Annotated in this window: 21 protein-coding genes and 1 tRNA gene; 5 read left to right on the top strand and 17 right to left on the bottom strand. The window is 72.2% G+C overall.

Features of this window, described 5'->3' with window-relative positions:
- Nucleotides 1-80 precede the first annotated feature (80 nt).
- The 7 genes from ACIBFB_RS17100 to nadD form a co-directional block, all read right to left on the bottom strand.
- A complete protein-coding gene (locus ACIBFB_RS17100) occupies nucleotides 81-878 on the bottom strand; it encodes an ABC transporter ATP-binding protein (RefSeq protein WP_397231062.1) in 798 nt (265 codons plus the stop codon).
- The gene (locus ACIBFB_RS17105; protein ID WP_397231064.1) at nucleotides 875-1,945 is read right to left on the bottom strand and encodes a FecCD family ABC transporter permease; all 1,071 of its coding nucleotides are present in this window, start codon (nucleotides 1,943-1,945) and stop codon (nucleotides 875-877) included. The genes ACIBFB_RS17100 and ACIBFB_RS17105 overlap by 4 nt, the downstream gene beginning before the upstream one ends.
- On the bottom strand, nucleotides 1,942-2,955 hold the full coding sequence (locus tag ACIBFB_RS17110; RefSeq protein WP_397231066.1) for an ABC transporter substrate-binding protein: 1,014 nt from the start codon (nucleotides 2,953-2,955) through the stop codon (nucleotides 1,942-1,944). Before ACIBFB_RS17110 ends, ACIBFB_RS17105 begins: the two co-directional genes overlap by 4 nt.
- A 298-nt stretch (nucleotides 2,956-3,253) precedes the next feature.
- Nucleotides 3,254-3,326 (bottom strand) — tRNA-Ala (locus ACIBFB_RS17115).
- A gap of 79 nt (nucleotides 3,327-3,405) precedes the next feature.
- Entirely contained in the window at nucleotides 3,406-4,011 is a 606-nt protein-coding gene (locus ACIBFB_RS17120) for a histidine phosphatase family protein (protein ID WP_397231154.1), read from the bottom strand.
- Nucleotides 4,012-4,059: 48 nt separating this feature from the next.
- Nucleotides 4,060-4,452: a ribosome silencing factor gene (gene rsfS / locus ACIBFB_RS17125; RefSeq protein ID WP_397231068.1), complete on the bottom strand. Its 393-nt coding sequence runs from the start codon at nucleotides 4,450-4,452 to the stop codon at nucleotides 4,060-4,062.
- Nucleotides 4,453-4,469: 17 nt separating this feature from the next.
- A complete protein-coding gene (gene nadD, locus ACIBFB_RS17130) occupies nucleotides 4,470-5,048 on the bottom strand; it encodes a nicotinate-nucleotide adenylyltransferase (protein WP_397231156.1) in 579 nt (192 codons plus the stop codon).
- Between the two features lie 283 nt (nucleotides 5,049-5,331).
- Between nadD and ACIBFB_RS17135 the strand changes: the two genes are divergently transcribed.
- Nucleotides 5,332-6,378 (top strand): M48 family metallopeptidase, encoded by a 1,047-nt coding sequence (locus tag ACIBFB_RS17135; protein WP_397231070.1) that lies wholly within the window; start codon nucleotides 5,332-5,334, stop codon nucleotides 6,376-6,378.
- 10 nt (nucleotides 6,379-6,388) lie between these two features.
- On the opposite strand, the gene ACIBFB_RS17140 is transcribed toward ACIBFB_RS17135, so the two are convergent.
- Genes ACIBFB_RS17140 through ACIBFB_RS17155 form a run of 4 tightly spaced genes read right to left on the bottom strand, consistent with a single transcriptional unit; the run spans nucleotide 6,389 to nucleotide 12,347 of the window.
- Entirely contained in the window at nucleotides 6,389-7,117 is a 729-nt protein-coding gene (locus tag ACIBFB_RS17140) for an alpha/beta hydrolase family protein (protein ID WP_397231072.1), read from the bottom strand.
- A gap of 20 nt (nucleotides 7,118-7,137) precedes the next feature.
- Nucleotides 7,138-9,495, bottom strand: a complete 2,358-nt coding sequence (locus ACIBFB_RS17145; protein ID WP_397231074.1) for a bifunctional salicylyl-CoA 5-hydroxylase/oxidoreductase — start codon at nucleotides 9,493-9,495, stop codon at nucleotides 7,138-7,140.
- 37 nt (nucleotides 9,496-9,532) lie between these two features.
- Nucleotides 9,533-11,158, bottom strand: coding sequence for an AMP-binding protein (locus ACIBFB_RS17150; RefSeq protein ID WP_397231076.1), 1,626 nt, complete (start codon nucleotides 11,156-11,158; stop codon nucleotides 9,533-9,535).
- Nucleotides 11,159-11,180: 22 nt separating this feature from the next.
- Nucleotides 11,181-12,347, bottom strand: coding sequence for an acyl-CoA dehydrogenase family protein (locus ACIBFB_RS17155; protein ID WP_397231078.1), 1,167 nt, complete (start codon nucleotides 12,345-12,347; stop codon nucleotides 11,181-11,183).
- Between the two features lie 161 nt (nucleotides 12,348-12,508).
- Here ACIBFB_RS17155 and ACIBFB_RS17160 point away from each other — a divergent pair, with 161 nt between their 5' ends.
- Nucleotides 12,509-13,393: a PaaX family transcriptional regulator C-terminal domain-containing protein gene (locus ACIBFB_RS17160; protein ID WP_397231080.1), complete on the top strand. Its 885-nt coding sequence runs from the start codon at nucleotides 12,509-12,511 to the stop codon at nucleotides 13,391-13,393.
- Here the strand turns inward: ACIBFB_RS17160 and ACIBFB_RS17165 are convergent.
- The 5 genes from ACIBFB_RS17165 to ACIBFB_RS17185 all read right to left on the bottom strand — a co-directional run bounded on the left by ACIBFB_RS17165 (nucleotide 13,383) and on the right by ACIBFB_RS17185 (nucleotide 18,119).
- Nucleotides 13,383-13,823: a RidA family protein gene (locus ACIBFB_RS17165; RefSeq protein WP_397231082.1), complete on the bottom strand. Its 441-nt coding sequence runs from the start codon at nucleotides 13,821-13,823 to the stop codon at nucleotides 13,383-13,385. The two genes, ACIBFB_RS17160 and ACIBFB_RS17165, sit on opposite strands and share 11 nt — an antisense overlap.
- A complete protein-coding gene (locus ACIBFB_RS17170; RefSeq protein WP_397231084.1) occupies nucleotides 13,823-14,650 on the bottom strand; it encodes an enoyl-CoA hydratase family protein in 828 nt (275 codons plus the stop codon). The genes ACIBFB_RS17165 and ACIBFB_RS17170 overlap by 1 nt, the downstream gene beginning before the upstream one ends.
- Nucleotides 14,647-15,411 carry an SDR family NAD(P)-dependent oxidoreductase gene (locus ACIBFB_RS17175; protein ID WP_397231086.1) on the bottom strand — a complete coding sequence of 255 codons (765 nt, stop codon included), beginning with the start codon at nucleotides 15,409-15,411 and terminating at the stop codon, nucleotides 14,647-14,649. The genes ACIBFB_RS17170 and ACIBFB_RS17175 overlap by 4 nt, the downstream gene beginning before the upstream one ends.
- Nucleotides 15,412-15,572: 161 nt before the next feature.
- Nucleotides 15,573-16,544, bottom strand: coding sequence for a hypothetical protein (locus tag ACIBFB_RS17180; RefSeq protein WP_397231088.1), 972 nt, complete (start codon nucleotides 16,542-16,544; stop codon nucleotides 15,573-15,575).
- 300 nt (nucleotides 16,545-16,844) lie between these two features.
- Nucleotides 16,845-18,119, bottom strand: a complete 1,275-nt coding sequence (locus ACIBFB_RS17185; protein ID WP_397231090.1) for a glutamate-5-semialdehyde dehydrogenase — start codon at nucleotides 18,117-18,119, stop codon at nucleotides 16,845-16,847.
- 590 nt (nucleotides 18,120-18,709) lie between these two features.
- Between ACIBFB_RS17185 and ACIBFB_RS17190 the strand changes: the two genes are divergently transcribed.
- From ACIBFB_RS17190 to ACIBFB_RS17200, 3 genes are all read left to right on the top strand, one after another.
- Nucleotides 18,710-19,918: an AMP-dependent synthetase gene (locus ACIBFB_RS17190; RefSeq protein WP_397231092.1), complete on the top strand. Its 1,209-nt coding sequence runs from the start codon at nucleotides 18,710-18,712 to the stop codon at nucleotides 19,916-19,918.
- 108 nt (nucleotides 19,919-20,026) lie between these two features.
- Nucleotides 20,027-20,992, top strand: coding sequence for an aldo/keto reductase (locus ACIBFB_RS17195; protein WP_397231094.1), 966 nt, complete (start codon nucleotides 20,027-20,029; stop codon nucleotides 20,990-20,992).
- Nucleotides 20,993-21,107: 115 nt separating this feature from the next.
- A complete protein-coding gene (locus ACIBFB_RS17200; protein ID WP_397231096.1) occupies nucleotides 21,108-21,572 on the top strand; it encodes a MarR family winged helix-turn-helix transcriptional regulator in 465 nt (154 codons plus the stop codon).
- A gap of 53 nt (nucleotides 21,573-21,625) precedes the next feature.
- Here the strand turns inward: ACIBFB_RS17200 and ACIBFB_RS17205 are convergent, their stop codons facing one another.
- Nucleotides 21,626-21,856 carry a hypothetical protein gene (locus ACIBFB_RS17205; RefSeq protein WP_397231098.1) on the bottom strand — a complete coding sequence of 77 codons (231 nt, stop codon included), beginning with the start codon at nucleotides 21,854-21,856 and terminating at the stop codon, nucleotides 21,626-21,628.
- Between the last annotated feature and the right edge of the window lie 45 nt (nucleotides 21,857-21,901).

The raw sequence follows: 21,901 nt of genomic DNA on the forward strand, positions 1-21,901 counted from the left end.
AGCGTCCGCTGAGCTCCTCGTGGCGCACTTGGTCACGGAGTTCGGGGCCGGGACTCCCACGGCGAGGGTGTGCCGCCCTCTCATCCGCCCTGGGCCGGGGTCGTGCTCGGAACGCGGCCCGGACTGAAGGTGATCACCGGACGGTCCGTCACGTCATCGACGCGGATGGCGACGTTGACCTCGTAGACACGGGCGATGAGTTCCGGTGTCAGGACGTCGGCCGGGGGTCCGGCCGCGATGGCGCGACCGTCCTTGAGGACCAGGAGCGTGTCGCAGAACATCGCCGCGAGGTTCAGGTCATGGAGGGCCACGACCGTGGTGACCGGCAGTTCGGTGACGAGCTGGAGCAGGTCGAGCTGGTAACGGATGTCGAGATGGTTCGTGGGCTCGTCGAGGAGGAGTTCCCGGGGGCGTTGGGCCAGCGCGCGGGCGATGTGGACTCGTTGCCGCTCGCCGCCGGAGAGCCGGTGCCACAGCTCCCCCGCCTTGTGGACGAGCCCGGTCCGCTCCAGCGCGTCGGACACGGCCTCGGCGTCCGCCTCCCGGTTCCCACCGAAGGTACCCCGGTGGGGGATGCGCCCCAGGGCGACGATGTCACGGACGGTGATGTCCACGGCCGTGTCGGCGTGCTGGGTGACGGTGGCGATCGCGCGAGCCGCGTCCCGTCGGGAGAGGTCCGTGAGCGACGTGTCGTCGAGGATGACGGCGCCCGAGGTCGGCCGCACGGCGCCGGAGAGCAGTTTGATGAGGGAGGACTTGCCCGATCCGTTGGGGCCGAGCAGTCCGATGGTCTCACCGGGCCGCGGGCTCAGGGTGATCCCGTCGACGACGAGTCGACCGCCGCGGTTCCACGTGACCTCTCGGGTCCGGAGTGTCACAGGGTCCTCCTACGACGGAACATGATGGCGATGAACACGGGCACGCCGACCAGGGCGGTACCGACACCGACGGGTAGCGGAGACGGTGAGAAGGCGACACGCGACACCGCGTCGACCCACACCATGAAGACCGCTCCGGTCAGCGCGGTCACGGGCACGAGGCGGGCGTGGAGGGGCCCGGTGAGGAACCGGGCCGCGTGCGGGAGCACGAGGCCGACGAACCCGATGGCGCCGGCCACACTCACCATCGTCGCCGTGAGCAGCGCGGTGACGGTCATGAACGTGAAGCGCGCCCGCCGCACGGAGATCCCCAGTGAGGACGCGACCTCGTCGCCGAACGCGAACGCGTCCAGGACCGGGGCCCGCAGGAGGCAGAAGACCATCCCGGCGAGGACGACGAGGCCGCACAGCGCGACGTCGTTCCACCGCACCCCTTCGAGGGAGCCGAGCAGCCAGAACATCACGCCCCGGGTCTCGTCCGAGTCGGCGAAGGCGAAGATGACGAACGAGGTCAGCGCGGAGAACAACTGCGTCACCGCGATCCCGGCCAGGATCACCTTGTCGTTGCCGCCACCGCTCAGGCGCGCGATCAGCAGGACGACGGCGAAGGCCGCGATGGAGCCGATGAACGCACCGCCGGAGATCCCGAGCGCGGTTCCCCCGACCCCCAGGATCCCGACGACGACGGCACCGGTCGAGGCACCCGACGAGATCCCCAGGACGTACGGATCGGCCAGCGGGTTGCGCAGCAGTGACTGCAGGATCACTCCGCACAGACCCAACCCGGCACCGCAGGCCGCGGCCACCAGGGACCGGGGCAGGCGGTCCTGCCACACGATCGCGTCCTCCGACACCCGTACCGGGATGTCCGTGATCCCGAGGTGGTTGAGGACGATGTCGCGCACATTGACCAGGGACACGTCAGCCGGTCCCAGGGTGATCGCCACCCCGATCGACAGGAGCAGCAGCGCCAGCGCGCCCGCTCCGACGCCCAGGAACCGCAGCCGTGATCCGCCCGTAGACGGCTGGGAGGCGATGCTCTTCGGCCGGGAGGGGCTGAGCGTCACCGCGTCTCCTCGAAGGAGCGCAGTCCGTCGGCGAGGGCCTCCAGACCGTCGATCATCCGGACCGACGGGTTCAGCTCGGCTCCGTGCAGGGCGATGAACCGTTCCTCCTGGACCGCGGTGAGATCCCTGGTGACCGGATCGGTCTGCAGGAAGTCGATCTTCTCCTCCAGTTGGTCTCCCGGCCAGCGCTCGCGGCTCAGGTCCCCCAGGACGATGACATCAGGATCCCGTTCGACGAAGGCCTCCCAGGTCGTGGCTGGCCAGTCGTCATCGAGGTCGGCGAACGCGTTCGTGGCGCCCGCCTCGGTGGCCAGCAGGTTCGCCGACCCCAATCCTCCGGCGATGTAGGGCGTCCTCAGGTCCGCGAACCAGAACGCCAGGCTCGAATCCGAGGCGTCGACGCCGTCCAACGCCGCCTGACGGCGCTCCTCCAGATCGGAGATCAGTTCCTCGCCGCTGCTCTGGACGTCGAAGATCTGCGCCAGTTCGCGAATCTCCCGGTAGAGGGAGTCGACCGTCAACGGGTTCGTGCGGGTACCGCCGGCGTTGATGCTCGTCCCGCCATCGCAGTCCGTCGGTGACAGGTACGTTTCGATCCCCGTGTCGGCGAACCGGTTCCGCTCGGCCACCCCGCCCTGGGCGAAGTGGCGTCCGAACGACGCCGTCACGAAGTCGGGTTCGGTGCCCAGGACCACCTCGTAGGTCGGGGCCTCCTCCGCCAGCCGGGGCACCTGGTCGTTCGCTTCGGCGAGGTTCTCCCGCACGGGGTCGGTCCACGAGGCCGTCCCCACCATGCGGTCTTCCAGACCCAGGGACAGCAGGATCTCCGTCGATCCCTGGTCGAGGGACACGACCCGCTGCGGCGCGGCGTCGAACGTCACTTCCTGACCGCAGTTCTCCACGACCAGCGGATATGTCGTCTCTCCCTCACCGGCGACCGTTGCCTGCTCCGGAACGGGCTCGGACGCACCGCACCCCGTCAAAGCCGCCAGCAAGACAGACAAACCCACAGTAGCGAAATGTGCGCGCACTGCCACGATCGCCGACCCGCCCTTCTCGCCCTGACCCACCCACCCGGCGAGGCCACCTTCCTTGACGCGAGTTAGATTAGCCTAACCTTCACAAATGCTATACATCAGGCTCAGGTGGGGTATGGCACACCACGCGGCCTCCGGTAAAGAGAAGGGCCCACGCGGAAACCGCGTGGGCCCTTCGAGGCGTATCGGGGGTCCGGGGGTCTCCCCCCGGGAAACACGAAGGACGACCCGGCGAGCGCGGTCACGCGCGAGCAGGGTCGCCCTGAGTCCGTGGAGCTATGGGGATTCGAACCCCAGACCTCCTCCATGCCATGGAGGCGCGCTACCAACTGCGCCATAGCCCCGTGTGGGAGTCGTGGGGGCCACGGGCCCTCCGACTCCCAGAACGATAGCGGAATCCGGCGATTTCGTCGAAACGAATCCTCAGGCGTCGTCGCTGAGCACCACGGGCTCCGGAAGGTTCGCCGCGTTGTGCTCCATCAGCCGCCATCCTCCCCGCCGGGTCTGGAGCACCGACCAGCAGCAGTTGCTCAGCGGGCCGAGCACCTCCCGCTGCTCGTCGGAGATCCCCAGCATCCGGGCGATCCCGGCGCGCACGGCCGCGCCGTGGCTCACCACGACGAGCAGCCCGCCCGACGGCGTCCGGGCCAGCGCCCTGTCGACGGCCGCGACCATCCGGTCCCCGACCTCGGAGATGTGCTCGCCGTCGGGGATGTCCATCCGGGCGTGCCGTTCCGGCCAGCGCTCGGACAGCTCCTTGCCGGTCAGCCCCTCCCAGGAGCCGCCGTAGCGCTCGCGCAGCCCCTTGTCGTACTCGACGCCGACCCCGCAGGCGCGGCTGAGGTATCCGGCCGTGTCGGCCGCCCTGCGCAGGTCGGAGGCGACGATGACGTCGGGGTCGAGCCTGGCGAGCACCTTCCCCGCCCGTTCGGCCTGGGCGTGCCCGACGCGGTCGAGTCCGATGTCGGTCTGTCCCTGGAAGCGGTTCTCGACGTTCCAGGCCGTGCGGCCGTGCCGCCAGAACAGCACGCGGGGGGTCGTGTCGCTCACGTGGTGGTGTCTCTTCCCGTTCGGCGGCTACTGCTCGGGCGTGCGCTCGGCGCCGCGCGCGCTCTCGGGAAGGCCGATCTCGGGGCAGTCCTTCCACAGGCGCTCGAGGCCGTAGTACCCGCGCTCCTCCTCGTGCTGGATGTGCACGACGATCTCCGCGTAGTCGAGCAGCACCCAGCGGCCGTCCCGCTCGCCCTCGCGCCGGACCGGCTTGGCTCCGGCCTTGAGGCGGAGCTGGTCCTCGACCTCGTCGACGATCGCGCGGACCTGGCGGTCGTTGGGCGCCGAGCACAGCACGAAGGCGTCCGTGATGACGAGCTGGTCGCTGACGTCGTAGGCGATGATCTCCTGCGCGAGCTTGTCGGAGGCGGCCTCGGCCGCGACCCGGACCAGCTCCAGCGCCCTGTCGGTGGCTGTCACGTTGTGCTTGCTGCCTTTCAGCTCTCTCGGTAGAGCCCGGTCTTGTTGATGTAGCGGACGATGCCGTCGGGGACCAGGTACCAGATCGGTTCGCCCTTGCGGACCCGCTCGCGGCACTCGGTCGAGGAGATGGCCAGCGCGGGAACCTCCACCAGCGAGACCTTGCCCTCGGGCAGCCCGGTGTCACTGAGGTGGTGCCCGGGTCGGTTACAGCCTACGAAATGCGCGAGGTCGAACAGTTCGTCGACGTTGTGCCAGCTCAGAATGGCGCCGAGCGCGTCGGCTCCGGTGATGAAGTACAGCTCCACGTCGGGGCCGTAGGAGGCGCGCATCTCGCGCAGGGTGTCCAGCGTGTACGTGGGACCGGAGCGGTCGATCTCGATGCGGTCGACCCGGAACTGCGGGTTCTCGGCGGTGGCGATCACCGTCATGAGGTACCGGTCCTCGGAGGGGGTGACCGTGTCGGGGTCCTTCTGCCAGGGCTGGCCGGTGGGGACGAACACGACCTCGTCGAGGTCGAAGAGGTGCGCCACCTCACTGGCGGCGACGAGGTGCCCGTGGTGGATGGGGTCGAACGTGCCGCCCATGATGCCCACCTTGGTGGGGGCGGCTCCGGCCCGTCTGGGCGCGCCGGTCGCTTCGTTCGCCACTGTGCGCTCCGTTTCGCCGTGGTCGTGGTCGTTGCCGGGATCGGCCCACCGAGAGTAGCCGACGGGGTGTACCACTGACGGCGCTCGATCCCGGTTCGTCCTTCGCACTGGATCAACGAGCGGCGGCGCGGCAACCTTCCCGACCGTTCCCGAAGGATCCGCGAATCGCGTCATATCTCGATTGCCCCAAACCGTGGCCAAGCGCCGATCCGGCGCATAGCATGCCGGTATGGCGAACTCACCAGACCGCGTACGCGTCCGGCTCTCCGAGATCTCACCCCGTGCCTACGAGCACCCCGCCGACCGCGGCGCCCTGGTCGCGCTGCGCTCGCTGCGCGGGTTCGACGAGGTGTTCAAGCGCATGTCCGGGCTCTTCAACGAGCGGGCGCTGCGACTGATGTTCCTGTCCAGCGCGGTGCGCGTCGGACCGACCCAGTTCCCCCACGTGCACGACTACGTGCGCGACGCCGCCTACGTCCTCGACCTGGACGAGGTCCCCGAGCTCTACATCCAGATGAACCCCCGGCCCAACGCGATGGCGATCGGCAGCCAGAAGCCGTTCATCGTCATGACGACGGGCCTGTTCGACCTGCTCGACGCCGAGGAGCAGCGGTTCGTGATCGGCCACGAGGTCGGCCACATCCTCAGCGGCCACGCCGTGTACAGGACGATGCTGCTGGCCCTCATCCAGCTCGCCGCACGGGTGGCGTGGATCCCGCTGGGCTACATCGGCATCCGCGCCATCGTGGCCGCCCTGGAGGAGTGGTACCGCAAGTCCGAGCTCTCCTGCGACCGCGCGGGCGTCCTCGCCTGCCAGGACCCCGAGGCGGGCAAGCGCGCGCTGATGAAGATGGCGGGCGGCTCCGCCCTCGCCGAGATGAACCCCGACTCCTTCCTGGAGCAGGCCCGCGAGTACGAGCGGGGCGGCGACGCGCGCGACAGCCTCCTCAAGCTGCTCAGCCTCAGCGGCCAGACCCACCCGTTCGCGGTGGTGCGCCTGGCCGAGCTGCACCGGTGGGTGGAGAGCGGCGCCTACCAGCGCATCCTGGGCGGGGACTACCCGCGCCGCGCCTCGGACCGCGACGCGAGCGTCGGCCAGGAGGCCCGCAACGCCGCCAACCACTACAAGGAGGCGTGGGAGCGCTCGGAGGACCCGCTGCTGGGCACCCTGCGCGACGTCGCCGGGAGCGCGGCCAACGCGGGCGGGAAGCTCTTCGACACCGTCGCCGACCGCTGGCGCAACGGGTCCTCGCGGGACTCGTCCAGCTCGTCCTGACCGGAGCGGGTCAGGACCGTGCCAGGTGGTCGCGGACCACGCCCCAGACGGCGTGCCCGGGGTCGATGACCGCGAAGTGGTCGACCCCGGCCGCCTCCCGGTACTCGACCGCGTCCCCGGCCGCGCGCGCCGCCGCCACGTAGTCGCGGCTGTGCTCGACCGGCACGCGGTCGTCGGCGTCGCCGTGCACGACCAGCTGCGGCACGCCGTGCGGCACCCGGTGCAGGGGCGAGCTGGCCGCGTACAGCGCGGGATCCGCGTCGGGGCGCAGGAAGACGTCGGTGGCGCCCTCGCCGAGCCCGGCCTCGGCGCAGCGCCGCAGGTCGGTGACCGGTGCGAGCGCCACGACGGAGGTGACGAGCGTGTCCGCGGCGGTGAGCAGGGCCAGATGCCCGCCCGCCGAGTGGCCGATCGACACCACGCGCGAGGTGTCCAGCCGGCCGTCCTCACGGCGCGCGGTCTCCGCGAGCAGGTCCAGGGCGCTGACGACGTCGTCGCGGGTGTGCGGCCATCCGCCGCCGTCGGCGCCGGTGCGGCGGTACTCGACGTTCCACACGTCCCACCCGGCCGCGCTCAGGTCCTCGGCCAGCGGTTCCATGAGCCGCGCGTCGTGCCGGTCGCGCCACCATCCGCCGTGCAGCAGCACCGCGACGGGCGCGGGCCGGCCGGCGCCGCCGGCGGGCGCCCACCGGCGGACGGTCTGGCTGGGGTGGTCCCCGTAGGTCATGGTCCTCGGCACGGGCCTCTCCTCCTCGGGCGTCACGGGCCGGGCCGCCAGCGGCGGTGGCGGGTGGCGTCGGCTCCCGGGGAACGTAGCAGGTCGAGTCTGGGCCGGGGTCCGTCGGTACGGCCGTCGGGCGGTTTCCGGCTGCCCGCGCGGAAGGGGACGGGCCAGACGGCGCCGGGCCCCTCGTACCCCTGCTCGGCCGCCGCGTGCAGGGTCCAGTGCGGGTCGTACAGGTGGGGGCGGCCGAGCGCGCACAGGTCGGCGCGCCCGGCCAGGATCGTGGAGTTGACGTCGTCGTGGGAGGAGATCGCACCGACCGCGATGACGGGGATCCCGGTCTCCCTGCGGATCCGTTCGGCGAACGGCACCTGGTAGCTGCGGCCGTGGGCGGGCCGTTCGTCGGGGGTGACCTGGCCGGTGGAGACGTCGACGGCGTCGGCTCCGGCGTCGGCGAGGGCCCGCGCGACCTCGACGGCGTCGGCGGCGGTGGTGCCGCCCTCGACCCAGTCGGTGGCGGAGATCCGCACGGTGAGCGGTTTGCCGCCGGGCCACGCGGCGCGCACGGCGGTGAGCACCTCCAGCGGGTAGCGCAGACGGTCGGCGAGCGTGCCGCCGTAGGCGTCGGTGCGGCGGTTGGTGACCGGGGACAGGAAGCTGGACAGCAGGTACCCGTGGGCGCAGTGCAGTTCCAACAGGTCGAACCCGGCGCGGTCGGCGGCGCGCGCGGCGGCGACGAACTCGTCGCGGATCGCGGCCATGGCGGCGGTGTCGAGCTCGCGCGGCACCTGGTTGACGCCCTCGCGGTAGGGCACGGGCGAGGGCGCCACGACCGGCCAATTGCCGTCGGGCAACGGCTCGTCCATGCCCTCCCACATGCGGCGGGTGGAGCCCTTGCGTCCGGAGTGGCCGAGCTGGACGCCGATCCGGGCCCCCGTGTGGGCGTGCACGAAGTCGGTGACGCGCCGCCAGGCGGTCTCGTGCTCGGTCCGGTACAGGCCGGTGCAGCCCGGCGTGATGCGGCCCTCGGCGGACACGCACACCATCTCGGTCATGACGAGTCCCGCGCCGCCCAGCGCCCTGCCGCCGAGGTGGACCAGGTGGAAGTCCTGGGGGGTGCCGTCCACGGCGGAGTACACGTCCATGGCCGAGACCACCACGCGGTTGGCCAGTTCCAGGCCGCCCAGGCGGACGGGGTGGAACATGGGGGGCCGGGGCCGGTCGGCGCCGACGCGGCCGGCGAACCAGCGGTCGGCCTCGGCGACGAACTCGGGGTCGCGCAGGCGCAGGTTGTCGTAGGTGACCCTGCGGCTGCGGGTGAGCAGGTCGAAGGCGAACTGCACCGGCTCCTGGCCGACGTGGCGGCCGATCCCCTCGAACCACTCCATGCTGGCCTGGGCGGCGCGCTGGGCGCTGGCGACGACCGGGCGGCGTTCGGCCTCGTAGGCGGCCAGGGCGGCGGGCAGGGCCGGGTTCTCGCGCAGGCACGCGGCCAGGGCCAGGGCGTCCTCCATCGCGAGCTTGGTGCCCGAGCCGATGGAGAAGTGGGCGGTGTGCGCCGCGTCGCCGAGCAGTACGACGTTGCCGTGGCGCCAGGAGCGGTTGCGCACGGTGGTGAACCGCTGCCAGCGGGAGTTGTTGGGGAGCAGGCGGTGGCCGTCGAGGACGTCGGCGAAGAGCTCCGCGCAGCGGGCGATGCTGCCGGTGTCGCTGTGGCCGGGGCGGGGATCGCAGGCCCCGGCCAGGTCGGCGAACCCGGCCGCCCGCCACACGTCCTCGTGGGCCTCGACCAGGAAGGTGCTGGCCTCGGTGGAGTAGGGGTAGCAGTGCAGCTGCATCACACCGTGCGGCGTCTCCAGCACGTGGAACCGGAACGCGTCGAACACCCGGTCCGTGCCCAGCCACATGAACCGGTTGCGTCCGTGGTCGAGTGCGGTGCCGAAGGCGTCGGCGTACGCGGCGCGGGTCCTGCTGCGGACCCCGTCGGCCGCCACCACCAGGTCGTGGGCGGCGGCCAGGTCGGCGGCGGGCGGTGCGGGCGCGCCGGTGAGCACGCGTACGCCGAGGTCGGCGCAGCGTGCGCGCAGGATGCGCAGGAGGGCGCGGCGGCCGATCGCGGAGAATCCGTGGCCTCCGGAGGTGACGACGGCGCCGCGGTGGTGGACGTCGATGTCGTCCCAGCGGGCGGACTCCGCGGTCAGCGCGGCGTACACGGCCGGGTCGGCGTGTTCGATCCCGCCGAGGGTCTCGTCGGAGAACACCACCCCGAACCCGTAGGTGGCCTCGGCCGGATCGCGTTCGAACACGGTGATGTCGTGGTCGGGGTCGAGCTGTTTGGCCAGTGCGGCGAAGTACAGTCCGCCGGGGCCCGCCCCGACACACGCGATGCGCATGCGGTCCGCCTTCCTGTCGGTGAGGTGCCGGTGCCGGTCAGCGCTCGTCGCGCAGTCGGAACCGCTGGAGCTTGCCGGTCGCGGTGCGCGGCAGCCGCGCGCGGAACTCGATGGAGCGCGGGGTCTTGTACGGGGAGATGCGCGAGCGCACGTGCTCGCGGAGCCGCTCGGCGCGGTCGTCGTCGGGGGCGAGGCCGTCGCGCAGCACGACGTAGGCGCGCACGATCTGGCCCCGGTCGGGGTCGGGCACGCCCACGACCGCGGTCTCCTCCACGTCCGGGGAGGTGAGCAGGGCCTCCTCGACCTCGGCCGGGGCGACGTTGTACCCGGCGGTGACGATCATGTCGTCGCTGCGCGCCCGGTACCACAGGTAGCCGTCCGCGTCGCGCACGTAGGTGTCGCCGGTGAGGTTCCAGCCGTCGCGGACGTAGTCGCGCTGGCGGTCGTCGTCGAGGTACCGGCAGCCCACCGGGCCGCGCACGGCCAGGTGTCCGGGCTGGCCGTCGGGAACGGGGCGGCCGTCGTCGTCCAGGACGGCCGCGGCGAACCCGGGCACGGGCCGGCCGGTGGAGCCGGGGCGCGTGTGCTCGTCGGTGGAGGAGATGAATATGTGCAGCATCTCGGTGGCTCCGATCCCGTCGAGCATGCGCAGGCCGGTCGCCTCGTGCCAGGCGTGCCAGGTGGCGGCGGGCAGGTGCTCGCCCGCCGAGACGCAGCGCCGCAGCCGTGACAGGTCGTGCCCGTCCAGGCGGCCCAGCATGGCGCGGTAGGCGGTGGGCGCGGTGAACAGGACGGTGACGCCCCGCTCGGCGACCGCGTCGAGCAGGGTCTCGGGGCGCGGCCGTTCCAGCAGGACCGAGGAGGCGCCGGCCCGCAGGGGGAAGACCAGGAGTCCGCCGAGGCCGAAGGTGAAGCCCAACGGCGGGCTTCCGCAGAACACGTCGTCGGGGGTGGGCCGGAGCACGTGCGCGGAGTAGGTGTCGGCGATGGCGAGCACGTCGCGGTGGAAGTGGACACAGCCCTTCGGCGTGCCGGTGGTGCCGGAGGTGTAGGCGATCATGCAGGCGTCGTCGGCGGCCACGCGCACGGGCGCGAAGGCGGTCGGCGCGGCGGCGGCGCGGGCGGTGAGGTCCTCGGGCCCCGGCCCCCCGTAGGCGACCACGCGCGGGGTGGTGTCCATTCCGGCGGCGGCGGTGGCCAGGTCGTCGAGGCAGCGGGCGTCGCACAGGGCGTGCGTGACGCGGGCGGCGCGCATGATCGCGGCGAGTTCGTCCGCCCGCTGGACCGGCAGGACGGTGACGACCACTCCCCCGGCCCGCAGGACGCCCAGCCAGCAGGCGGCCAGCCACGGCGTGTTGGGACCGCGCAGCAGGACGCGCTGGCCCGGGACCAGGCCGGTCTCCTCGACCAGGACGCGCGCCACCTGGTTGGCCCGGTCGCGCAGGGCGCCGTAGGTGAGGGTCTCGCGTTCGCCGGCGAGGCACAGCCGGTCGGCGCCGTGCGCCGCGATGGTCCCGTCCAGCAGTTCCTCGGCGCAGTTGAGCCGGTCGGGGTAGCGGGGACCGGGCGGGTCGAGGACGAGCTCGGGCCACTGTTCGGGCGGCGGCAGGTGGTCGCGGGTGAAGGTGTCGGTGTGGCCGGTGGGTGAGAGGGTCGGCGGCATGGCGGGCCTCCGCGGTCGGGACCTATGGGGGGGACGGGGCGCCCGGCACCGGGGGCAGGTGGCGGGCGATGATCTGGCGCTGCACCTCCGAGGCGCCCTCGTAGACGCGGGGCGCGCGGACCTCCCGGTACAGGCGTTCCATGGGGTGGCCGCGTCGCAGTGCGCGCGCACCGTGCAGCTGCACCGCGGCGTCCACCACGTACTGGGCGGTCTCGGTGGCCAGCAGTTTGGCCATGGCGGCCTTGAGGGTGACCGCGTCGCCGCCGCTGTCGTACTCCTCGGCCGCCGCGTAGACGAGGAGGCGGGCCGCCTCCGTCCGGGTGGCCATCTCGGCCAGGGTGTGGGCGACGGTCTGGAGGCGGTCGAGCGGCGCGCCGAAGGCGTGGCGGTCGCGGGTGTGCTCCCGGGCGGCGGCCAGGGCGGCGTCGGCCATCCCGACCGCGAACGCGCCGACGCTGGGGCGGAACAGGTCCAGGGTGCGCATGGCGACGGCGAACCCCTCGTCGGGACGGCCGATCACGTCGTCCGGTCCGACGGGGACGCCGTCGAAGACCAGGTGGCCCAGGGCGTGGTCGGCGAGCATCTCCAGCGCGGATCCGGAGAGTCCGGGGCGGTCGGCGGGGACGAGGAAGGCGGTGACGCCCCGGGAGCGGGCGCCGGGGGTGGTGCGGGCGAAGACGGTGTAGACGTCGGCGTCGGGGGCGTTGGAGATCCACGTCTTCTCCCCGCGCAGGCGCCAGCCGTCGCCGACCGGTTCGGCGCGCAGGGCGAGGGCGGCGGCGTCGGAGCCCGCGCCGGGTTCGGTGAGGGCGAAGGCGGCCACGGCCTCCCCCGCGGCGACGGCGGGGAGCCAACGGCGGCGCTGGAGCTCGGTGCCGGACTGGAGGACGGGGTAGGCGCCCAACCCCTGGAGGGCGAGGGCGGTCTCGGCGTGGGTGTCCGCGCGGGCCAGGTGTTCGCGGAGCAGGCACAGGCGGATGGCGGGCGCCTCCCGGAGGGGGCCGTCGCCGTGGGTGCCCGGGAAGAGCGCGGGGAGCAGTCCGAGGCCGGCGAGGCGGCGGAGCAGGGGGCGGTCGACCCGGCCCGGCGCGGCGGGCGGGCCGGCGGACGGCTCCGCGGCGAGCGCGGCGGCGCACCCGCCCACCCAGCGGGCGAACTCCCGGTCGTCGTCGTTCAGTGCGAACCCCATGGGCGACCTCGGCTCTCGTGGTGATGCGGCCCACGATCCGAATGTACAGGGATCATGACGGTCGTCAAGAGTTCGCTATGAACTCGTACGCCGCTGCGCACACGTTCCCCTCGGAGACCGGGTGATGGGAGGAAGACGGGAGGAGGCGCTATCGTGTCAGCGTGACGGAGAACAGCGAGCGGACACACGCGGCGACGACGGGGGACGGGACCGACGACGTGCGGGTCAACCGGCGACCGCGCTCACTCATCGTGTCGTTCTTCGGCACCTACGCCCGCGACGTCGGCGGCTGGGTCGGTGTCGCCGACCTCATCGCGCTCATGGACGGCCTCGGGGTCGACGCGCCCTCCGTGCGCTCGGCGGTCTCCCGGCTCAAGCGGCGCGGTCTGCTCGCCTCCGAGCGCATCGGCGGCGTCGCCGGGTACCGCCTGTCCGACGAGGGGCACCGCGTCCTCGGCGAGGGTGACCAGCGCATCTTCGGCCACCGGGTCGCCCGGACCGACGACGGGTGGGTGCTCGTGGCCTTCTCCGTCCCCGAATCCGAACGCGACCGCCGCCATGCCCTGCGCACGGCGCTCACCCGGCTCGGTTTCGGCACCGCCACGGCCGGGGTGTGGATCGCCCCGGCGCACCTGACCGGCCAGGCCCGCCGCGTGCTCCGGGATCTGGGCGTGGAGGCGTACGTGGAGCTCTTCCACGCCGAGCACCTCGGGTTCGGCGATCCGGCCCAGGCCGTGGCGCGCTGGTGGGACCTGCCCGCGCTCCAGGACATGTACCGGCGGTTCCTGGGCGAGCACGAGCCGGTCCTGCGGGCGTGGCGGCGGGGCGGCCGAGCCGGAACGCCCGCACCGGGACCGGAGGCGTTCGCCGACCACCTGCGCGCCGTGGACGCCTGGCGGCGCATGCCCTACCTCGACCCCGGGCTGCCCCCCGAGCTGCTCCCGGACCGGTGGGCGGGCAGCAGGGCGGCACGGGTCTTCTTCGACCTGCACGCCCTGCTGCGCGGCCCCGGCCTGGAGTACGTCCGCTCCACCGTCAGGGGTTAGCGTCCCGCTCCGGGACCACCGCCACCCCGACCAGCTCGACCAGGGCGTCGGGGTCGTACAGCCCGGTCACGCCGAACAGGGCCATCGCCGGGTAGTGGCGGCCCATCCGGGCCCGGTAGGCGCGGCCGATGTCCCCGGCCGCGGCACGGTAGCCCGGCACGTCGGTGGTGTAGACGGCCAGGTTGACCAGGTGTTCGGGGGAGCCGCCCGCCGCGTCGAGGGCGGTCAGGACGTTGGCCAGGGCGACGTCGAACTGGGCGGCCAGCCCGTCGGCGGCCACCGTGCCGTCCGGGCCGGAGGCGATCTGCCCGGCCAGGTACACGGTCCGGCCCGCGACCGGGACCACGGCGTGGGAGAAGCCGGAGCCCGGCCCCAGCGCGGGAGGGTCGACCAGGGTGTGGGGTGTCGGGGGCGGGTGCGCGGCGTCCATCAGCGGCCCTTCCACTCGGGGTCGCGCCGGCCGGTGAACGCCGCGTGGAACTCGGCGTAGTCGGCGCTCTTCATCAGCAGTGCCTGGGTCATCGCCTCCAGCTCGACCGCTCCGGACAGGTTCATGTCCAGCTCGCGCGAGAGCAGCGCCTTGGTCTGGGCGTAGGCGAACGCGGGGCCCTCGGCCAGCCGCGTGGCCAGCGCCGACACCGCCGCGTCCAGTCCGTCGTCGTCGACGAGCTCGCTGACCAGGCCGTAGCGGTCGGCCTCCTCCGCGCCGACGGTGTCGCCGAGCATGAGGAGCGTGGTGGCGCGGCCGAGGCCCACCACGCGCGGGAGCAGGTAGGCGGCGCCCATGTCCGCCCCGGCCAGGCCGACCTTGGTGAACAGGAAGGCGAAGCGGGCCGAGCGCGCCACCACCCGGAAGTCGGCGGCCAGCGCCAGGACCGATCCGGCTCCGGCGGCGATGCCGTGCACGGCGGCGATGACCGGGACCGGGCACTCGCGCAGCGCCCGGACCACCTCGCCCGTCATCCGGGTGAAGGCGAGCAGGTCGTCGGGGTCCATGGCCAGGGTGCGCCCGATGATCTCGTGGACGTCGCCTCCCGAGCAGAACCCGCGGCCCCGGCCGCGCAGGACCAGGACTCGGGTGTCGCCCCGGTGGGGCAGTTCGACCACCAGGTCGCGCAGGTCGGCGTAGGCCTCGAAGGTGAGGGCGTTGAGCCGGTCGGGGCGGTCGAGGGTCACGGTGGCCACGCCGTCGGCGCGGTGGACGTCGAAGTGGTTCCAGTCCTCGGTCAGGGGGGCGGACGCGCGGAACGGACTCACCTGTGGATTCCTCCTCCGTCGATGGTCAGGGCCTGGCCGTTGACCGCGCGCGCCATCGGGCTGACGAAGTAGGACACGGCGGCGGCCACCTCCTCGGGTTCCAGGAGGCGCCCGAGCGGTGCCGCCGAGGCGAGGGCCGCCTCGGCCTGCGCGCGGTCGCGGCCGGTGCGTTCGACGATCCGGGCCACCGACCGCTCGGTCATGGGTCCGCGCACGAACGTGGGGCACACCGCGTTGCTGGTGACCCCGGTCCCGGCCACCTCGGCGGCCACGGCCCTGGCCAGCCCGATCATGGCGTGCTTGGACGCGGTGTAGGCGGCGGTGTAGCGGGCCCCGGCCAGGGCCGCGGTGGAGGCGACGAACACCAGTCGGCCGTGGTCGCGGTCGAGCATGCCGGGCAGCACCGCGCGGGTCATGAGGAAGGCCGAGGTGGCGTTGGTGCGCAGGTGGCTCTCCCACAGGTCGAGCCCGGTGCTGCGCAGGGGCGCGGTGGTCGCGGTTCCCGCGTTGTTGACCAGGACCGAGACGGGTCCGAGCGCCTCGGCGGTCGCGGAGACCGCGTTCTCGTCGGTGACGTCGCACACGCGGGAGGAGACGTCGAGCCCGTGCGCGCGGCTCTCCCGCTCCAGGGCGGCGAGCCGCCCGGAGTCCCGGCCGAGGGCGACCACCTCGAAGCCCTCGGCGGCGAGCGCGCACACGACCGCCCGTCCGATGCCGCCCGAACCACCGGTGACCACGACACGCCGCACGGAGTCAGCCATGCGTGGACTGTATCACCCGACTTTGACCGTCGTCAGTAGGACGATATATAGCCACGCTTCGGTACGAAGCACCCCGAAACCACCCCGCGCACGCGCGAGCGGCGCCGACGGACGTCGACGCCGCTCGGAGGTCCGTGCCGCACCCGGTCGGGCGCGCCCTCCTAGAAGGCGGGACCGGCGGCCATGGCCTCGTCGATCGTCTCGGCGCGGGCCTCCTCGACCTCCTCGACCAGCTCCTCCTCGTGGGCCTCGAACTCCTCGGCCACGGCGGCGGAGAGGGAGCGCAGCGCGACCTGCTCGGTCAGGATGTCACCGCGGACGCGGTTGTTGTCGCCGACCTGGGCGGTGGGCTGGTTGCCGGAGGTGCTCAGGTCGCCCCCGACGATGTTGTTGTCCACGTACACGCCGCCCGTCACGCCGGTGACGGTGAGGTCGCCGTCGACGTAGTTGAGCGACTCGCAGAAGCCCTCCTGCTCGCCCGCGCCCACGGCGACCGGGCCGCCTCCGCCGGAGTAGGTGGCCGCGCCCAGCACCTCGCTGTCGCACAGGATGCCGCCGCCGGCCGAGTCGGTGACGGACAGGTCGCCGCGCACGGCCGTGTCGAAGATGTCGACGTAGGCGGCGCCCGCGGCGGTGACCGCGCCGCCGACCCGCGAGCCGCTGACGTAGAGCTCGCCGATCTCGGTGCTGAGGCCCGCGACCGAGGAGTCCACGACGAAGACGAAGCCGTCGGTGTTGCCGCCCTCGGTCGGGACGGCGCTCACGCCGGCGCCGCCGGAGGTCTCCTCCAGGTGGGTGCCGAAGGAGCCGTTGTTGACGACGCTGTCGCCGAGGGAGGTGCCGGAGGCGTCGAAGTACCCGTCGCCCTGGACGGTCACCTCGCCGTCGATCTCGCCGCCGATGATGTGCAGGTTGGCGCCCTCCCGGACCGTGACGTCGCCCTGGATGACCGTGCCGTCCAGGTAGCAGCTCTCACCCTCGGGCACCGCCAGGTCGGTCGGCAGGGTGATCGCGCCGCCGTGGCCCGAGCAGAGGGTGATCAGGTCGGCCTGCGCGGGGGTCGCGACCAGCGCGGCCCCACCGACGGCGAGGCACGCGGTGGCGAGCGCGGCGGCCTTGCTCGGAAGCTTCATTCGGGGGTGTTCCTTTCGTCTGTGACCGTGGGGGCGGCGCTCCGGGTACTGGTGCGGGCGGAGCACCGGGACACACCCAGCGAACGTATCGAGACGTAGTCGCTTTGGGAATACTTCTGAGGCGAATAATCGCGTTTGTCTAGGTTGCTGCTGAGAAAACCGCACGAACACCAAGAGTTCACAGTGCCCTCGCGTGACGCATGTGCTGCGTGGTGCATTTGCGAAGTTTGTGCTCCTCAGAGACGCGCTGGGGGCCGCCCGGCGTACCCGGCGGCCCCCTACGCGAACGTGCGACGATTCCTACTTCAGATGTCCGTCCCCGGTCACCACGTACTTGGTCGACGTCATCTCCGTGAGCCCCATCGGCCCCCTGGCATGCAGCTTCTGGGTGGAGATGCCGATCTCCGCGCCGAAACCGAACTCGCCTCCGTCGGTGAAACGGGTGGAGGCGTTCACCATCACCGCGGCCGCGTCGACGCGGGACACGAAGTACCGGGAGGCGGACAGGGAGTCGGTGACGATGGCCTCGGTGTGCCGGGTGGAATACCGGCGGATGTGCGCGAGGGCGTCGTCGATCGTCGGGACCACCCGCACCGCCAGGTCCATCGACAGGTACTCCGTGGCCCAGTCCTCCTCCGTGGCCTCGACCACGGTCGCGGACGTCCCGCTCTCCCCGGCGGCCGCCAGCACCCGGGCGTCGCCGTGCACCGTGACGCCGGCCTCGGCGAGGGAGTCCAGCACGCGCGGCAGGTACGCGTCGGCGACCGCCTCGTGCACCAGCAGGGTCTCGGCCGAGTTGCACACCGAGCAGCGCTGCGCCTTGGCGTTGGTGGCGATGGCGACCGCCTTGTCGAGGTCCGCGGCCTCGTCCACGTACACGTGGCACAGCCCCTCCCCGGTCTCGATCACCGGGACCGTGGAATCACGCACGACCGCCTGGATGAGCGAGCGGCCGCCGCGCGGGATCAGCACGTCGACCAGTCCGCGCGCCCGCATGAGCGCGGTGGAGGACTCGCGGGTGCGGCCGGGCACCAACTGGACCGCGTCGACCGGGACGCCGGTCCCCTCCAGCGCGTCGCGCAGCACCGCGACGATGGCGGTGTTGGAGGCGTAGGCGGAGGAGGAACCGCGCAGCAGGGCGGCGTTGCCGCTCTTCAGGCAGAGTGCGGCGGCGTCGACCGTGACGTTGGGCCGTCCCTCGTAGATGATTCCGATGACTCCGAGCGGCACCCGGATCTGGCGCAGGTCCAGCCCGTTGGGCAGGACCCCGCCGCGCACCGACTCGCCGACCGGGTCGGGCAGCTCGACGATGTGGCGCACGGCGTCGGCGATGGCCTCGATCCGCTGCGGCGTCAGCGTGAGGCGGTCGATCATGGCCGGGGAGGTCCCCTCGGCGCGGGCGCGCTCCACGTCCTCGGCGTTGGCGGCGGTGATCTCGTCGCCGCGCTTGACGAGGGCGTCGGCGACGGCGAGGAGTGCGGCGTCCTTGACGGCCCGGCTGAGCGGGGCGAGGTCGACCGCCGCGTTCCCGGCGCGTTCGGCTACCGCGTGGACCTCGCGCTCGATGTCACTCATGGGTGTTCTCTCTTGTCCTCGGGAGGCAGCCCCGGCACTCCGGTCGCGCCGTGGGCGGGACCGGCACCGGGGTTGTTGGTCTCCAGGGTATATGCGCCACCTCACCCGGCGCCCGCGGCGCCACGCGTCGCCGCACACCAGCGCGACTTCCGTTCGAAGTGACGGCCGAGGGTCATTCCATTTCTGCCGTGTTACCTGATGGGTATTGAAAGTTCATGTGACTAACGTCACAGGTCCAACAATGATCTTGAACCGTTCCTGGAACCGCCTCCGACAAGATGGGATAACTATACGCATTCGTATGGTCACGAAGAAAGAGACTTCCTTCTGGCCGCTTGTCGCACGAACCTGCTTTACTGTGCGTGTGACACCGACCCCACCCCTGTCGGCCACCGCAGGAAGCTTCCGGGAGTATTCCCGGCGGTCTTAGTTCATTAACGGCACCGCAACCACTCCGGGTGGTCGAAGGCGATCACCTGGGAATAGCCAGGAATGCGAGTACGCGAATGACAATTACTTCCGGGGCAGAGGAATCGCGTTATGAGACCCGGTCTCTGTCCAATGCCTTGGCCAGGCTCTCCAAAATCCCGGTGGTCCGTGACAAGTACAGCCGCTACGCGAGCCACGGGCGCCCGCCGAGCCTGACGGATCTGCCCACGCTCACCCGGGACGAGCTGGGCGAGGCGACCGACGCCCTGATGCGCGACACCCCGACGGCCCTGAACCGCGCCTCCCTGCACATCATGGGCGGGACCACCTCCACCATGCGGATGGGGGCGCTTCCCGCCGACCTCTACCTGGACGAGATCGCCCCCCACGTCAACCCGTTCGAGCCCGGCGACCTGCTCGCCAGCCTGAGCACGCCCTTCCACATGCGCGCCTCGCACGACCTGCACACCGCCCTGGCCACGCGGGCCGGGGTCCCGACGCTGTCCATGGACGCGCCGAACGACAAGCTGATGGGGCCCTACCTCGACCTGTTCGAGCAGCAGGGCGTGACGGCCCTGGCCACGACGCTGGACACGGTCCGACGGCTGCTGCGGTTCTGCGCCGCCGCCGGCCGGGACCTCACCTTCCTGCGCAAGGTGGTCTGGAGCGGTCCGGCGATGGACGCCGACACCCGCGCACTGATCCGCGCGCAGTTCCCCCACCTGCGCACCTGGGCGCTCTTCGGTTCGGCCGAGACCTGGATCATCGGGCACAGCGGCCCCTCGTGCTCCGACGACACCCTCCACCTGCTGCCGCACCAGTACACCGAGATCGCCGACGGACGGATGCTCGTCACCGTCACGCACGAGAAGGCGGTCATCCCCCTGCTCCGGTACGACACGGGCATCTCGGCGGAGTGGGCGCACTGCGGGTGCGGACTGCCGGGTCCCGCGATCCGGACGCACAGCCGCATCGACGCGCCCCTGGGGCCGCTCACCCGCCTGGTCTCCCCCATCGACCTGGTCGCGCTCGCGCACCAGCTGGACTCGGTCGCCGAGGCCCAGGTCGTGGTGGTGGACCCGCACACGGAGGACGAGCGCCTGCACCTGCGGATCCGGCTGATGCCGGGGGTCGAGGCCGACCTCTACACCAGCGAGTGGATCCGCCACCACGTGGTGTCCGGATGCCTGGCGCTGTCCGAGATCACCGACGAGACCCCGGAGGTGTTCGAGGTCGTCCTCGCCCAGCGACTGCTGAACACGGGCCCGGACGGCAGTGCGCCGCCGGTCGTGGTCAGGGAGGGCCAGAGATATGTAACCCCATCGACACCTGCGTTTAATCAGTACTCTTATGGTAGGTTGATCACGTAGATTCAGGAGGGTGGACCCTGGTCCGTCCACCCCGCCCGCCGTGGCCCCACGGGCCTCACCGCGGCCTCCTGAGTCGTGTCGTCAGACCCCCGACCACAGGAGTGCGTCATGCGGACCGCCCCGCTTACCTCCAGCGGCCCCACCGTGTCCGTCCAGGGACTCGGCTGCATGGGCATGAGTGAGTTCTACGGACCCGGTGACGACGCGGAGTCCGCCGCGACCCTGCACCACGCCCTCGACATCGGCGTCAACTTCCTCGACACGGCCGACATGTACGGCCACGGCGCCAACGAGGAGCTCGTGGGCAAGGTCGTGCGGGAGCGGCGGGACGAGGTCGTCCTCGCCACCAAGTTCGCCATCGTCCGCGACCAGGAGACCGGGGAGCGCGCCCACCGCGGCGACCCGGCCTACGTCCGTTCCGCCTGCGACGCCAGTCTCGCCCGCCTCGGCATCGACACGATCGACCTGTACTACATGCACCGGCGCGACCCCTCCGTCCCGATCGAGGAGACCGTCGGGGCGATGGCGGAGCTGGTGGCCGCGGGCAAGGTGCGCCACCTGGGGCTGTCCGAGGTGAGCGCCGAGGAGATCCGCGCCGCCCAGGCCGTCCACCCCGTCGCGGCCGTGCAGACCGAGTACTCCCTGTGGACCAGGCACGTGGAGGACGAGGGGATCCTGGCCGCCTGCCGCGAGCTCGGGATCGGGTTCGTCCCCTACTCCCCGCTCGGACGGGGCTTCCTCACCGGCGCCTACACCACGCGCGACGGGCTGTCCGAGGACGACTTCCGCCGCCGCAACCCCCGCTTCTCCGAGGAGAACACGGCGCGCAACAAGGACCTGCTCGACACCGTCCGGCGCGTGGCCGACGCCCACGGCGCCACCCTCGGACAGGTCGCGCTCGCCTGGGTCCACGCCCAGGCCTCCACGTGGGGGCTCCCCGTCGTGCCCATCCCGGGCACCAAGCGGCGCGGCCGCCTGGACGAGAACGCGAAGGCCGCCGAACTGGCCCTCACCCAGGACGACCTGGACGCGCTCGCCCCCCTCGCCGCCGCCACCGCGGGCGCGCGGTACTGAGCCCTCCACTCCCGGGCCGGGTGTACACCCGCCCGCCCCGGGTACCGCCCTGGTGCCGGTCCTGGAAGGGACCGACGAGCACGGAGGGACAATCGCCCTGATATACGATTCGCAGATGACCCAGCTTCCCATGGACCAGCGGATCGGTCATCACCTCAAACGCGCCGAGCAGGAGCTGATCGCGGCCAAGCACGCGGTGCTGCGTCAGTTCAACCTGTCCGTTCCGCAGTACACGGTCCTCCTCGTGCTGTCGGAGGAACCCGGGCTGTCGGGTGCGATCCTGGCCCGACGTTGCCTGGTGACCCCGCAGACGATGTCCTCAGTCCTCGCGACGCTGAGCAGGCGGGAGCTCATCGAGCGCAAGCCGCACCCGCTGCACTCGCACATCCTGGAGACCCGGCTGTCCGAGACGGGCCACGCGCTGCTCAAGCGCGCCGACGAGGCCGCGGTCCGGGTCGAGGCACGGCTGAGCCACGCCTTCACCAAGGCGGAGGAGGAGGAGTTCGTGCGCTACCTGGCCCGGTGCGCCGAGGCCTCCGCCGAGGCCCGGACCGAACTGGTGGACCTGAACGAGGAGTAGACCCGGACCGCGCGCACGCGGGGTCCGGGCCGGTTCGCCGGTCGTGGTCCCGGTCAGGCCCAGGGGCTCTCCGGGGCGGTCTGCCAGGATCCGGCGGGCTCCCCCGGACGCGGCACCGGCACCGGTCCGGCGAGCCGCGCCCGCTGGCGCTGACGTGCCCGGATGGTCGTGCGCAGCGCCGCGGACAGGGCCTGCACCTCCTCCGGGGTCGGGCGGCCCCGGATCACGCTCAGGATCAGGCTGTTCTCGGCCACCAGGTTCTCTTCGGTCGTCGTCTCACTCACGCTGGACCACCCTTCGGAGCGTGTGTGCCGGTCCGGGCCGGGAAT

It is taken from the genome of Nocardiopsis sp. NPDC050513, from assembly GCF_044457925.1.
GTDB lineage: Bacteria > Actinomycetota > Actinomycetes > Streptosporangiales > Streptosporangiaceae > Nocardiopsis.